Annotated in this window: 12 protein-coding genes; 5 read left to right on the top strand and 7 right to left on the bottom strand. The window is 68.6% G+C overall.

Translation table 11 applies throughout. The features are described 5' to 3' along the window. Positions 1-15: 15 nt before the first annotated feature. From CLU87_RS21605 to CLU87_RS21595, 3 genes are all read right to left on the bottom strand, one after another. The gene (locus CLU87_RS21605; protein WP_099731759.1) at positions 16-1,227 is read right to left on the bottom strand and encodes a serine hydrolase; all 1,212 of its coding nucleotides are present in this window, start codon (positions 1,225-1,227) and stop codon (positions 16-18) included. A gap of 101 nt (positions 1,228-1,328) precedes the next feature. After that, complete coding sequence (locus tag CLU87_RS21600; protein ID WP_056056622.1) at positions 1,329-2,741, bottom strand: HAMP domain-containing sensor histidine kinase; 1,413 nt, start codon at positions 2,739-2,741, stop codon at positions 1,329-1,331. Next, positions 2,738-3,394 carry a response regulator gene (locus CLU87_RS21595; protein ID WP_056057585.1) on the bottom strand — a complete coding sequence of 219 codons (657 nt, stop codon included), beginning with the start codon at positions 3,392-3,394 and terminating at the stop codon, positions 2,738-2,740. The genes CLU87_RS21600 and CLU87_RS21595 overlap by 4 nt, the downstream gene beginning before the upstream one ends. Positions 3,395-3,532: 138 nt before the next feature. Between CLU87_RS21595 and CLU87_RS21590 the strand changes: the two genes are divergently transcribed. The 3 genes from CLU87_RS21590 to CLU87_RS21580 all read left to right on the top strand — a co-directional run bounded on the left by CLU87_RS21590 (position 3,533) and on the right by CLU87_RS21580 (position 6,895). Continuing rightward, on the top strand, positions 3,533-4,207 hold the full coding sequence (locus CLU87_RS21590) for a response regulator transcription factor (RefSeq protein WP_056056624.1): 675 nt from the start codon (positions 3,533-3,535) through the stop codon (positions 4,205-4,207). A gap of 80 nt (positions 4,208-4,287) precedes the next feature. Next, positions 4,288-5,739, top strand: a complete 1,452-nt coding sequence (locus tag CLU87_RS21585; RefSeq protein WP_015016304.1) for a sensor histidine kinase — start codon at positions 4,288-4,290, stop codon at positions 5,737-5,739. A 151-nt stretch (positions 5,740-5,890) separates the two neighbouring features. Then, positions 5,891-6,895 (top strand): MBL fold metallo-hydrolase, encoded by a 1,005-nt coding sequence (locus tag CLU87_RS21580; protein WP_099731758.1) that lies wholly within the window; start codon positions 5,891-5,893, stop codon positions 6,893-6,895. Between the two features lie 31 nt (positions 6,896-6,926). Here CLU87_RS21580 and CLU87_RS21575 read toward each other — a convergent pair whose 3' ends face one another. From CLU87_RS21575 to CLU87_RS21560, 4 genes are read right to left on the bottom strand one after another with little or no spacing between them, the layout of a single operon-like run. Next, complete coding sequence (locus tag CLU87_RS21575; RefSeq protein ID WP_099731757.1) at positions 6,927-7,670, bottom strand: DUF6882 domain-containing protein; 744 nt, start codon at positions 7,668-7,670, stop codon at positions 6,927-6,929. A gap of 11 nt (positions 7,671-7,681) precedes the next feature. Further along, entirely contained in the window at positions 7,682-8,413 is a 732-nt protein-coding gene (locus tag CLU87_RS21570) for an SPOR domain-containing protein (protein ID WP_099731756.1), read from the bottom strand. 46 nt (positions 8,414-8,459) lie between these two features. Next, entirely contained in the window at positions 8,460-9,314 is an 855-nt protein-coding gene (locus CLU87_RS21565) for a biotin--[acetyl-CoA-carboxylase] ligase (RefSeq protein ID WP_056056634.1), read from the bottom strand. After that, positions 9,311-9,865 (bottom strand): SET domain-containing protein, encoded by a 555-nt coding sequence (locus CLU87_RS21560; RefSeq protein ID WP_056056636.1) that lies wholly within the window; start codon positions 9,863-9,865, stop codon positions 9,311-9,313. Before CLU87_RS21560 ends, CLU87_RS21565 begins: the two co-directional genes overlap by 4 nt. A 119-nt stretch (positions 9,866-9,984) precedes the next feature. Here CLU87_RS21560 and CLU87_RS21555 point away from each other — a divergent pair, with 119 nt between their 5' ends. Beyond that, positions 9,985-12,894 (top strand): DNA topoisomerase III, encoded by a 2,910-nt coding sequence (locus CLU87_RS21555; protein WP_099731755.1) that lies wholly within the window; start codon positions 9,985-9,987, stop codon positions 12,892-12,894. Continuing rightward, on the top strand, positions 12,894-13,112 hold the full coding sequence (locus CLU87_RS21550) for a hypothetical protein (protein WP_056057588.1): 219 nt from the start codon (positions 12,894-12,896) through the stop codon (positions 13,110-13,112). Before CLU87_RS21555 ends, CLU87_RS21550 begins: the two co-directional genes overlap by 1 nt. The last annotated feature ends 22 nt before the right edge of the window (positions 13,113-13,134 follow it).

The following is a 13,134-nucleotide window of genomic DNA, read 5'->3' as shown; positions in this document are numbered from 1 at the left end:
GCAGGCCCGGCGGGCTCAGGCCACCAGCGTGGAGACCCCTTCGTAGAGCAGGCCCATGCTGTCCGCCGTGGCGATATTGCTGTGGGCCAGGCCCGCGCGCGAACCATCGAGTGCGACCACCGACAGCGCCTGAAAGCCCGCGTCCTGCCCGTTGTGCAGCAACCAGCCCGTGCCGTGCACCGCATGCACCAGCCAACCCAGGCCATAGCGGCCTGCGGGGGCATGCCCCAGGTCCTGCAGGCCCTTCACATAGCTGCGGGGCAAGGGGGTGGCGTCGCCGCGCAATGCCTGCAGGTGCCACTGCAGCCACCGCGCGTCCTCCTCCACCGTCAGGCTCACGGCGCCTGCCGGGTCCAAGACCTCCAGCCACACACGTTCCGGCGCCTCGGCCAGGGGCAGGGGCTGCAGCCGCCCGTCCAGGATTTCATGCCCGGCGGGCTGCTGGCTACCGGCACGCATCGGTTCTCCCACAAAGAGCGAAAGGCCCAGGGGCTGGGCCACGCGCTGGCGCAGCAGATCCGCCCACCCCAGGCCCGTGGCCGCGCGCAGCATGCGGGCCGCCAGCGCATAGCCTGCGTTGGAGTAGGCAAAGCCCGGGTCTGCGCCCGTGCCGCGAACGGGCGGCTGGCGCAGCAGCCACTGCAGGAAGAACGCCTCTGCCTCCGCAGGTTGCTGCAAGCGCGCCAGCACCTCAGGGCCCACTGCATTCACGAACAGGTCCACGTCTTCGATGGCTGAAAAACCCATCACCCCGGCGCGATGGTCCAGCAGGTCGCGCAGCGTGATCTGCTGATAGGCGGGCAGGGCGCTCTGCGCCAGCTCGGGCAAGGTCTGGGCCAGCGTGCTGTCCCAGCGCAGCAGGCCCTGGTCCACCACGCTCGCGGCCGCGCAGGCCGTCATGGCCTTGGTGTTGGAGCCGATGGCCATCAGGTCGCCGATGGCCAGGGGCGCATTGCCACCCAGGCGGCGCAGCCCCGCGACGGCTGTGCGGACCTGGCGCGGGTCCGCCCACCCGGCGGCAGCGCCCACCACACCCTGCTTCACCAGCGCTTGGGCCAGGGTCTGCACCCGCTTGTGGGCTTCGCGGGGACCGTCGTCGTCGCCACCGCCGCAGGCGGTGAGCACACTGCCCAGCGTGGACAGGCCTGCGGCGGCCAGCCAGTGGCGGCGCGAGAGGAGGAGGGCGCTGCGCGCCGTGGACGGGGTAACAAGGCGGGTAGGGTTCATGGCATCTCGTGAAGTGAAGAAGATGCCGGGATTGTTGAAACGCCAACCTTGGGCGAACCCAAAGATCTGTGTGGGGAATGACGGCTGCCGGGTACGGGTTGTCAGCCCGCCACCGGCCAGCGCAGCGTGAAGCCTACGCCCCGTCCGTACAGCCCCGGCCCCAGGCGGACCTGCCCGCCCAGGTGGCCGATGGCCTGCTGCGCAATGGTGAGCCCCAGGCCCGATCCGCTGCTGCGCGCGCGTGGCGAGCGCCAGAAACGCTCGAACACCCGGTCCTGCTCACCGGCCGCTATGCCCGGGCCGTCGTCGGCAATCCAGACCACCACGTCGCCGCCCTCCTGCCGCACCCGCAACTGCACCTCGCGCCCCGCGCCCGGGCCGCAGCCGTGCTTGAGCGCGTTGTCCAGCACATTGCCCAGGGCGGACCAGAGCAGCTGGCGGTCCAACGGCAGCTTCAGGGTGTCCGGCCCGTCGAGCGACAGCTCCACGCCCAGGCCCTCAGCCCAGCCCGCGCGCTCGGCCAGGCAGTCCTGCAGCAGCGCCATCAGGTCCTGGGGCGCGGTGGGGTGCTGCGCGGGGGCCTCCTCCAGTGCCGCCAGCGTGAGCAGCTGTTCGCTCAGGTGCGCGGCGCGCTGCACGGCGCGCGTCAGCGCCTCGCTGGCCTGCGCGCGTGCGGGGCCTTCGGGGGCTTGCGCCAGCACATGGGCCTGGGTGGCGATGACGGCCATGGGCGTGCGCAGTTCGTGGGCCGCGTCGTGCACCAGGGCCTTTTCGCGCGCTAGGTGGGCCCGCAGGCGGGCCAGCAGCTGGTCGAACGACTGGGCCAGGCCGTGCAGCTCGCGCTGGGGCGGAAGGTGCTGCAGCGGCCGCAGGTCGTTGGCCGAGCGCGCGGCGATCTGGGCATCCAGCCGCGCCAGCGGGCGCAGCCCGGTGCGCACGGCCAGCCACAGCGGCAGGCCCACCAGCGGCAGCGCCAGCAGCACCGAGGCCGCCAGGTCTTCGCCCATGAAGCCCAGCAGCCGCGCATCGGCCAGGCGGGGCTCGGCCACCACCACGCGCCACGGGCCCGTGCTTTCCCACGCCACCCAATGGGGTGCGCCGGCCACGTCCATCGCGGCATGGCCTGCGTCGCCTGCCAGCACCACCGCGTGCACACCGGCCGTGCTGCTATGCAGAAGCTGGCCTGTGCGGTCCTGCAGCTGCAGCAGCACCGAGGTGCCCTGCAGCAGGTCCACGTCCGCGCGCATGGCGTTGAGGGTGTGGGCCATGCCGTGCACCAGCGCCCGGGCCTCGGCGGGCTGGTCCAGCGTGGCCAGCGCCCCCGCCAGCCCCTGCGCGAGCTGGCGCACGCCGGGGTTGGTGTCCATGGCGCGGTAGTGGGTGATGGCCGCCTGGCCCAGCAGCACCAGCCACACCAGCGCCATGGCCGCGAGCAGTGCCAGCAGGGTGCGGCGCATGAGGCTCGGGCCCCACCAGCCGCGTGGGGGCGCGGGGGTCTCGGTAGGTGGTGTCATGGCTGCAGCCGGTAGCCCACGCCACGCACCGTGACCACGCGCTCTGCGCCGATCTTCTTGCGCAGGTTGGAGACATGCACCTCCAGCGTGGCGGCGTCCAGCGCGTCGCCCAGGGGTTCGAGACGCTGGGCAAGCACGTTCTTGGCCACCACTTTGCCGGGTTCGCGCGCCAGCTCCACCAGCAGCCGGAACTCGCGCGGCGACAGCGCCAGGGGCTCTTTGCCCAGCCAGGCCTCGTGCCGCCGGGGCGCCAAGCGCAGTGCGCCCAGCGTCCACTCCTCGCTGGCCTGGCGCGCACTGCGCCGCAGCACGGCGTGCAGGCGCGACAGCAGCTCGGGCACGTCGAAAGGCTTGAGCACGTAGTCGTCGGCCCCGCCATCCAGGCCGTCAAGCCGGTCCTGCAAGGCGGTGCGGGCCGTGATCACGATCACCGGCAGGCTGAGGCCCGCGCGGCGCCAGCGACGCAGCAACGCCATGCCCTGGCCGTCGGGCAGGGTCAGGTCCAGCAGCACGGCGGCGACCTCGTTGGCGTCGGGCAGGGGCGGCGTGGCGGCCACGCTGCGCAGCCATTGCACAGTGAAGCCGCCCTGCTGCAGGGCTTGCAGCAGGGCCTGGCCCAGGTCCAGGTCGTCTTCGATGAGCAGGATGTGCATGGCCGCCATTTTCCGTGTCCCCAGCTTGCAGCCAGCCAAAGGCGCCGGACAGGGAGCTGGCGCCTAAAATCCTCGCACAGGCAGACAATGACGACACAGGCCCGCCCACGGGCCGCACCACCCAAGGAGACAGTCCGCATGCGCATCCTCATTGCCGAAGACGACCAGGTGCTGGCCGATGGCCTGCTGCGCACGCTGCGTGCCTCGGGCGCCGTGGTGGACCATGTCGCCAGCGGCAGCGAGGCCGACGCGGCGCTGATGACCAACAACGAGTTCGACCTGCTCATCCTGGACCTGGGCCTGCCCAAGATGCATGGGCTGGAGGTGCTGAAAAAGCTGCGCGGCCGGGGCTCCGCCCTGCCGGTGCTCATCCTCACCGCCGCAGACAGCGTGGAAGAGCGCGTGAAGGGCCTGGACTTTGGCGCCGACGACTACATGGCCAAGCCCTTCAGCCTGCAAGAGCTCGAAGCCCGCGTGCGGGCCCTCACGCGCCGGGGCATGGGCGGTACCAGCAGCGCCATCAAGCACGGCCCGCTGGTGTACGACCAGGCCGGCCGCGTGGCCACCATCGACGGCAAGATGATCGAGCTGTCGGCCCGCGAGCTGGGCCTGCTGGAGGTGCTGCTGCAGCGCGCCGGCCGCCTGGTGAGCAAGGAGCAGCTGGTGGAGCGCCTGTGCGAGTGGGGCGAGGAGGTGAGCAACAACGCCATCGAGGTCTACATCCACCGCCTGCGCAAGAAGATCGAAGGCGGGCCCATCCGCATCGCCACCGTGCGCGGCCTGGGCTACTGCCTTGAGAAGATCCCCAATTAACTATCAAAACGATAGCAGCTTGTGCATATGAATCTAGCGCTATCGGGTGTTTTGGCTTCAAAAATGCCACGGCGGCCGCTGTGAAGATCTTCCAGCGCGAGCAGCGCTCCCTGTTCGGCGAAATCCTGGACTGGATGCTCACGCCGCTGCTGCTGCTGTGGCCTGTGAGCCTGGCGCTGACCTGGCTCGTGGCGCAGGGCCTGGCCAACAAGCCGTTTGATCGGGCGCTCGAGTACAACGCCCACGCCCTCGCCCAACTGGTGAGCGTGGTGGGCGACAAGGCCCAGTTCAACCTGCCCCAGCCCGCCAGCGAGATCCTGCGGGCCGACGACTCCGACATCGTGTACTACCAGGTCATCGGCCCGGGCGGCGAGTTCCTCTCGGGCGAGCGCGAGCTGCCCGAGCCCCCGAGCGACGAGGTGCCCCTGTCGGGCGAGGTGCGGTTGCGCGATGCCGAGATGCGCGGCATTGACATCCGCGTGGCCTATATCTGGGTGCGGCTGCCGCTCAAGGACACGCCGGTGGCGCTGGTCCAGGTGGCCGAGACGCGCGAAAAGCGCAGCGTGCTGGCCACCGAAATCATCAAGGGCGTGATGCTGCCGCAGTTCGTCATCCTGCCGCTGGCGGTGCTGCTGGTCTGGCTGGCGCTGGCGCGGGGCATCCAGCCGCTCAACCAGCTGGAGCAGCGCATCCGCGCGCGCAACCCCGACGACCTCTCGCCGCTGGACGACCGCACCGTGCCGCTCGAAGTGGCGCCACTGGTGTCGTCCGTCAACGACCTGCTCACGCGGCTGAACGATTCGCTGGCCACGCAAAAGCGCTTTCTGGCCGATGCCGCGCACCAGCTCAAGACCCCGCTGGCGGGCCTGCGCATGCAGGCCGACCTGGCCCAGCGCGAAGGCACCAGCACCGAAGAGCTCAAGCGCTCGCTGCAGCAGATCGGGCGCTCCAGCATCCGCGCCACACACACCGTCAACCAGCTGCTGGCGCTGGCGCGGGCCGAGGGCAGCGGCGTGGGCATTGCCCGCCAGCCCTGCGACCTGGCGCGCCTGGTGATCGAGGTGGTGCGCGACTCGGTGCCCCGTGCGCTCGACAAGCACATCGACCTGGGCTACGACGGCGCCGAGCCCGGATCGCCGGGCGTGCTGATCGACGGCAACCCCACGCTGCTCAAGGAGCTGGTGCGCAACCTGGTGGACAACGCCATCAACTACACGCCCTCCACGCCCGACAAACCCGGCGTGGTCACTGCCCGCGTGCTGGCCGACACCTTCGGCCATGTGCTGCTGCTGCAGGTCGAGGACTCCGGCCCCGGCGTGCCCGAGGCCGAGCGCGAGCTGGTGTTCCAGCCGTTCTACCGCGCCCTGGGCAGCGAGGCCGACGGCTCCGGCCTGGGCCTGCCCATCGTGCTGGAGATTGCCAGCAAGCACGACGCCGAGGTCACGCTCGAAGACGCACGCCCTGGCCAGACTCCGCCCGGCGCACGCTTCAGCGTGCGTTTTGCGGCGCGGGACGTGGTGGCGGGCAGCTGACACCGTGACGGGCCCTGCCGCTGGCGTGGCAGAGGACAAGGCCACCACGCCGCAGGGTTGATGCGCCGGCAACCCGCCACAGCACCGGGCATCCGGCATCATGCGGCCTCGTAGCCTAGCCCGATCTTTTTGCACGGACGCAGCCCCCGCCATGACCTCACCGCCCCGCCGCTTTGCCAACACGCACCCTGCCGTGGTGATCGGCAACTTCCCCTGGTACGAAATGGTCTGGCGCTCGCTGCGCGGCGATTTCAAGCCGCGCAGCGAGCCTGCGGGCGGCTACGGGGCCTTTGCCCGGCAGTGGACGCAGCCCGTGGACCCCGCGCGCCTGGCACAGCGCCAGCAGGCCCCCGTGATCACCTGGCTGGGCCATGTCTCCATGCTGCTGCAGGTGGCGGGCCTCAACGTGCTGATCGACCCCACGCTGTGCGATTTTGCGGGCCCCCTGGGCCGCTTCGGTGCCCCGCGCCGTGTGCCTGCGCCCCTGGCGCCCGAGGACCTGCCGCCCATCGATGTGGTGCTGATCTCGCACAACCACTACGACCACCTTTGCTACGGCACCTTGCGCCGCCTGCGCGACGCGGGCCAGTCGCCCCGCTTTGTGGTGCCGCTGGGGCTGGCCGACTGGTTCACACAGCGGGGCATGGGCCCCGTCACCGCGTTGAACTGGTGGGAGCACGCCGACATCGCCCCCGGCGTGCGCGTGGTGTTCACGCCGTCGCAGCATTGGAGCCGCCGCACCCCGTGGGATACGAATGCCTCGCTGTGGGGTGGGTACCTGCTGGAATGGGCGCGCCCGCAGGCGGCTGCGCCCTGGCGCTTTCTGTTCCCGGGCGACACGGGCTACAGCGACGACTTCAAGGCCATCCGCCAGCGCCTGGGGCCGGTGGACTTTCTGGCCCTGCCCATCGGCGCCTATCTGCCCCGCGACTTCATGAAGCCCATGCACGTGAACCCCGAGGACGCCGTGCAACTCATGCTGGATGTAGAGGCCAGGCAGGCCATGGGTGTGCACTGGGGCACGTTCATGCTGACGCAGGAGGCCTTCGACCACCCGCCGCGCGACCTGGCCGCCGCGCTCGCGCAACGTGGCCTGCCGCTGGACCGCGTCTGGCTCATGCGGCAGGGCGAGACGCGCGCCATACCGCTGCCATAGCGCTGCACCGGGGTTGGCGCAGCAACCGTGCTCACGCCACGCGCTGCACCGACATCAGGGCCATGTACAAAAAGCCCCGGCCCGTGGGCACGCGGTACACGCCCTGGGCGCCCAGCACCTGCGCGGCCACGCCCGACAGCTCCCAGCCATCGGTGGCATCGCCCTTCCACAGCGGCACCGTGAGGTGCAGGAAGCCTTGGGCTTCGCCCCACTCCCGCACCGCAGCGATGCGCGACACCACCGGGGCCTCGTTGTGGAAATTGGCCCAGGCCCACAGCCAGGTGCCGCTGGCCTCCGACACGGAGCCGATGAACTCGATGTCGGCCACCAGACGGGGCACACCGCCGTCTGAAAAGGTCAAGGTGCCTGCCGCCTGGTCGTAGTCCCAGCGTTCAAAGTGCGAAATGCCGTGGTCCTGCTCCAGTGCGCGCTGCTTGTCCCGCAGCGCATGGTGGCCCTGTGTCACCGCATCGATCCAGGCGGCTTCGGCATCACCGTCCAGGGCCTCCACGCTGCGTGCCATGGCGTCCTGGTAGCAGTGGTGGCACAGGATCTGGAGGTCCAGGCAGTCAGCGTTGTGTTCGTTCCACTCGCCGCCTGTCTTAAGCAGCTCGGTATGGCAGCTCGCACACCAGGCGTCCGGGTAAGGGGTGTCTGGCGACGGCGCATCGCAAAACCAGCGTTGCACCGGGTGGCGGCACAGGTGGCCGCACACGTAGGTGGGCGCGGCCTCTCCGTGCTCGCCGCACTGGATGGATGTCGGCTCTTCGTTCATGGTGAAGGTGCTCAGCCGCAGGTGCGCAGCGTCTTGCCCGCCATGGCCGTGCGCAGCACATCCAGCTGTGCCCGCAGCGCGTCGTTCACGGCGGACAGGCGCAGCGTGAAGCCGGGGGATTCGGCGCGCTCCTGGATCACGCGCGCCGTGCGCACACCTTTGTTGCCGAGGTTGGCCAGCTCGCGCTCGGCCGCCTCTTTCGATGCAAAGCGGCCCAGCGACAAGCCCAGTTCGAGCGTGCCCCCGGCGCGGTCGTGGTCCACCTTGCGGGCGCGCAGCTCGGCACGCTTGCGGTCCAGTGTTTCCACATCGTCAAAGCGCCCCATGTAGACCATCCAGCGGCCCGGCACGGGCGTGGGCTCCAGCATCCAGCTGCCTGAGGGCAAGCCAGCAGCCGCCGTGCGCAGCACTTCGGCCTGGCGCTCGTCGAAGACGCCGGCCTGCAGGCACTCGGCAGATTCTGCGGGGGCCGGGGCAGCCGGTGTGGAGGCGGGGGTGGGGGAATAGTTGGCGGCGGTGGCCTGGGATGGGGAAGCAGGGGTGGGGGCGGGGGGCGCAGCAGAGGAGGTCTTGCTGGGGTTGACCTTCAGGATCTGCAGCGTCTCGGGCCGGATCTGCTGATTCATGCGCTGGGGCTCGGACTGCTCTTGCGGCGCATAGCCAAACTGGCGCAGCAGCCCCTGCGACCACGCGTAGTAGCCCGCGTTGGCCAGCAGCAGCACGATCACGGCAAGACGGAGCATGGGGCGCGGCCTTTCAAGAACACTCGCATCGGAAGAGGAAACTGTCTCACACCGGTGGCACCGCCGCCGGCCGGACGCTGATTTCAGAACTGGTGATGGCCTGCATGCCACCGGCTGTGTGCACCAGCAGCGCGCCATCATCGCCCACGCCATGCGCGGTGCCGGTGTGGCCGTCGCTCAGCGTCACCGCGCGGCCCTGCAACACATCACGTGCCGCAAAGCGGGGCTGCATGGGCGCAAACCCATAGCCCGCAAACGACTGCAGCATGGCCACCAGCGGCGGCACGATCCGCAGCAGGGCGGTGGGTGCGTCCAGGCCCGGCTCCACCTCCTGCAGGCTGCCGGGGGGCATGCTCATGCCCTCGGGGCTGCGCGGCAGCACGTTGATGCCAATGCCCACCACCACATAGCGCGCGGTGCTGGTGCTGGCCTGCGAAGCCACAGCCTGGGGTGCCACAAAACTGGCCGTCTCCACCAGGATGCCACCCAGCTTGCGGTCGCCCGCAGCGCCGCCCAGCCACAGGTCGTTGGGCCACTTGAGCCCCACACGCGCAGGCTGCCCCGCCCCCAGCGCAGGCAGCACGGGCTGCAGGCTTTCGGCCACGCTCACCCCCACGGCGAGCGACAGGCCGGACCAGTCCTGGGGGGCCAGCGGCAGTCCCAAGGACATCATGAGAGAAGCCCCCACATCGCTTTGCCACACCCGCCCCAGCCGCCCGCGCCCGGCAGTCTGCTGCTCGGCCACCAGCAAGGTGGGCTCGCACTGGCCGTTGCGCGCACGGCGCATCAATTCGGTGTTGGTGGAGTCGATGGTGGGCAGCACCTCGACGGTAAAGCCCGGTAACAGCGGTGACACCGCTTCCCAGACGGCCTCGGCAGGCCAGCGGATGGGGGCATTCATCGCCGGGCCTTTTTGGCGGCCTTGGCGGAAGGTTTGGACGGCGGCAGCGGCACGGGAGGTGCCCAGCCGCGCTTGGGCGCCAGCAGCGTGCCCCGGCAGTTGGGGCTGCCACACCAGCAGGGGTATTCGGCCTTGAGCTTCGGGGTGTAGCGCTCTTCAATGATCAGGCCGTAGTCGTAGTTCAGCTCTTCGCCCGCCTTGATGTTGCGCAGCGCGGTGATGAAAATGCGGCCGTCCCGCTCGTCGGCATAACAGTTGGGGTTGCAGCTGTGGTTGATCCAGCGCGACGAATTGCCACCGAACTTTGCATCGATCACGTGGTCTTCATCCACATGGAAGTAGAACGTGTGGTTGGGCTGCAAGGGGTCGTGCGGGTGCCGGTCCTGCGCCTCCTGCCAGCCGATCACTTCACCCGTGTATTCGACAAGGACTTCGCCCTCTGCAATATCCTGCACGGCAAAAACGCCCTTGCCGTGCACGCCCGAACGCCGGGTCTGGATGCGACGGCCCTGCGCGGGGGTCGGGGTTGCGGGCGGTGCGGTGCGGGGCATGGCAAAAACTCTGTTAACTTGAATATGCACACATGCGCGTGCGCGTGTACGCGTGAGGCAACGAATTGTAGAAGCGACCGGCCGGATGCCGGACAGCCAGACTGGCGAGAAACCAAAAAATGACCAAGACCCTGGTAATTGCAGAGAAACCCTCGGTGGCGCAAGACATCGTGCGCGCGCTGACCCCCGTGGCGGGCAAGTTCGAGAAGCACGAAGACCACTTCGAGAACGACCGCTATGTAGTCACCAGCGCCGTGGGCCACCTGGTGGAGATCCAGGCCCCCGAGCAGTTCGACGTGAAGCGCGGCAAGTGGAGCTTTGCGCACCTGCCTGTGATCCCGCCGTACTTTGACCTGAAGCCCGTGGACAAGACCAAGAGCCGCCTGAACGCGGTGGTCAAGCAGGCCAAGCGCAAGGACGTGACACAGCTCATCAACGCCTGCGACGCGGGCCGCGAGGGGGAGCTGATCTTCCGCCTGATCGAACAGTACGCCGGTGGCGCCAAGCCCCTGGGCAAACCGGTCAAGCGCCTGTGGCTGCAGTCCATGACGCCCCAGGCCATCCGCGACGGCTTTGATGCGCTGCGCACCGAGCAGCAGATGGCGGGCCTGGCCAGCGCGGCCCGCAGCCGCTCCGAGGCCGACTGGCTGGTGGGCATCAATGGCACGCGGGCCATGACGGCGTTCAACTCGCGCGATGGTGGGTTCTTCCTGACCACCGTGGGCCGGGTGCAGACGCCCACGCTGTCGCTGGTGGTGGAGCGCGAGGAAAAGATCCGCAAGTTCATCAGCCGCGACTATTGGGAAATCCACGCCACCTTTGGCGCGGAGGCCGGCGAGTACCCCGCAAAGTGGTTCGACCCCAAGTGGAAGAAGGGCGAGGATGTGGAAATGCGCGCGGACCGTGTGTGGTCCGCCGCCGAGGCCACGGCCATTGCCAACGCCGTGCGCGGCAAGCAGGCCACCGTCACCGAAGAGAGCAAGCCCACCACGCAAGCCTCACCCCTGCTGTTTGACTTGACCAGCCTGCAGCGCGAGGCCAACGGCAAGTTCGGCTTCTCGGCAAAGACCACGCTGGCGCTGGCGCAGAGCCTTTACGAGCGCCACAAGGCCCTGACCTACCCACGTACCGACTCGCGCGCGCTGCCGGAAGACTATTTGCCGGTGGCCAAGCAGACCTTTGAAATGCTGGCCGACAGCGGCATGCGGCATCTGGCGCCCCACGCGCTCACGGCGCTGAACAACAACTACGTGCGCCCGTCCAAGCGCATCTTCGACAACAGCAAGGTCAGCGATCACTTTGCCATCATCCCCACGCTGCAGGCACCGAGCGGCCTGAGCGAAGCCGAGCAAAAGCTGTACGACCTGGTCGTGCGCCGCTTCATGGCGGTGTTCTTCCCCAGCGCTGAATACACGGTGACCACGCGCATCAGCACCGTGGCCCCGCACAGCTTCAAGACCGAAGGCAAGGTGCTGGTCAAGCCGGGCTGGCTGGCCATCTATGGCAAGGAAGCGGCCGACGAAGTGGAAGGTGGCAAGGACGGCGACAAGGGCCAGAACCTGGTGCCGGTGAAGCCCGGCGAAAGCGTCAACACCCTGGCTGCCGACCCCAAGGGCCTCAAGACCAAGCCCCCCGCCCGCTACTCTGAAGCCACGCTGCTGGGCGCCATGGAAAGCGCGGGCAAGCAGATCGACGACGACGAACTGCGCGAAGCCATGCAGGAAAAAGGCCTGGGCACGCCTGCCACGCGCGCGGCCATCATCGAAGGCCTGCTGACCGAAAAGTACATGCTGCGCGAAGGCCGTGAAATCATCCCCACGGCCAAGGCCTTCCAGCTCATGACGCTGCTGCGCGGTCTGGAAGTGGAAGAACTCTGCCGTGCCGACCTGACCGGCGAGTGGGAGTACAAGCTCTCGCAAATGGAAAAGGGCCAACTGAGCCGTGAAGCCTTCATGGCCGAGATCGCCGCCATGACCGAGCGCATGGTCAAGAAGGCCAAGGAATACGACCGCGACACCATCCCCGGCGACTACGCCACGCTTGAATCGCCCTGCCCCAACTGCGGCGGCGTGGTGAAGGAAAACTACCGCCGCTTTGCCTGCGTGGGCAAGGCAGGCGCTGAGGGCTGCGGCTTCAGCTTTGGCAAATCGCCCGCAGGGCGCACCTTTGAAACCGCAGAGGCCAACGCCCTGCTGCGGGACAAGAAGATCGGCCCGCTGGAGGGCTTCCGCTCCAAGGCGGGCTGGCCCTTCACGTCCGAGATCGTCATCAAGTACGACGACGAGGCGCACAACTACAAGCTCGAATTCGACTTTGGTGACGACAAGAAGGGCGAAGAGTCCGGCGAGATCGTGGAGTTTGAAGACGCCGCCCTGGGCCCCTGCCCCATCTGCGGATCGGAAGTGCACGAACACGGCAGCAACTATGTGTGCAGCAAGGCCGTGCCTACCGCGGCGCAGCCGACGCCCAGCTGCACCTTCAAGAGCGGCAAGATCATCCTGCAGCAGCCCGTGGAGCGCGAGCAGATGCACAAGCTTCTGGAGACCGGCAAGACCGACCTGCTCGACAAGTTCGTGAGCATGCGCACGCGCCGCAACTTCAAGGCCCACCTGGCGTGGGACAAGGAGGCGGGCAAGGTCAACTTTGAATTCGCGCCCAGCAAGTTCCCACCCCGTCCGGGCGCCGCTTCAAAAACAATAGCAACCAAGGCGAAACCCACTAGCGCTGCCGCCAAAAAAGCCCCTGCAAAGAAGGCCGCAGCCAAAACGACGGCTGCCAAAGCCCCGCGCAAGGCCGCTGCAGGCAAGGCCCCCAGCGCCGCCCTGGCCGCCGTGATTGGCAACGAGCCGGTGGCGCGCCCCGAGGCCGTGAAGAAGATGTGGGAATACATCAAGGCCCACAAACTGCAAGACCCCAAGGACAAGCGCACCATCGTCGCTGACGACAAGCTGCGCGCCGTGTTCGGCAAGGACAGCGCGGGCATGTTTGAGCTGGCGGGCATTCTGGGCAACCACCTGGGCGGCGAATGATGAAGCCGCTGAACATGGTGCCTATCGCGTCGATGGCGGGCAGCGTCTGCCGCACCGCGCTGGTGGCACTCGCGGTTGCCGCTGCGCTGGGGGGTTGCACCACCACAGGCTCCGCACGCTCCAGCGACCCGGCCAGCCAGCAGCAGCCCCAGGGCGCGAGCGGCGTGACCGTGTTTGGCGATATCGACGTGAACGTGACGCGGGAGCGCACTCGCTGACAAGCCTTCGCAGGCGCTCTCA

This window comes from Acidovorax sp. 59 (assembly GCF_002754175.1).
In the GTDB taxonomy this organism is placed as follows: domain Bacteria; phylum Pseudomonadota; class Gammaproteobacteria; order Burkholderiales; family Burkholderiaceae_C; genus Acidovorax; species Acidovorax delafieldii.
Note: the sequence above shows the minus strand (reverse complement) of the source record. Positions and strands in the feature narration are given on the sequence as shown.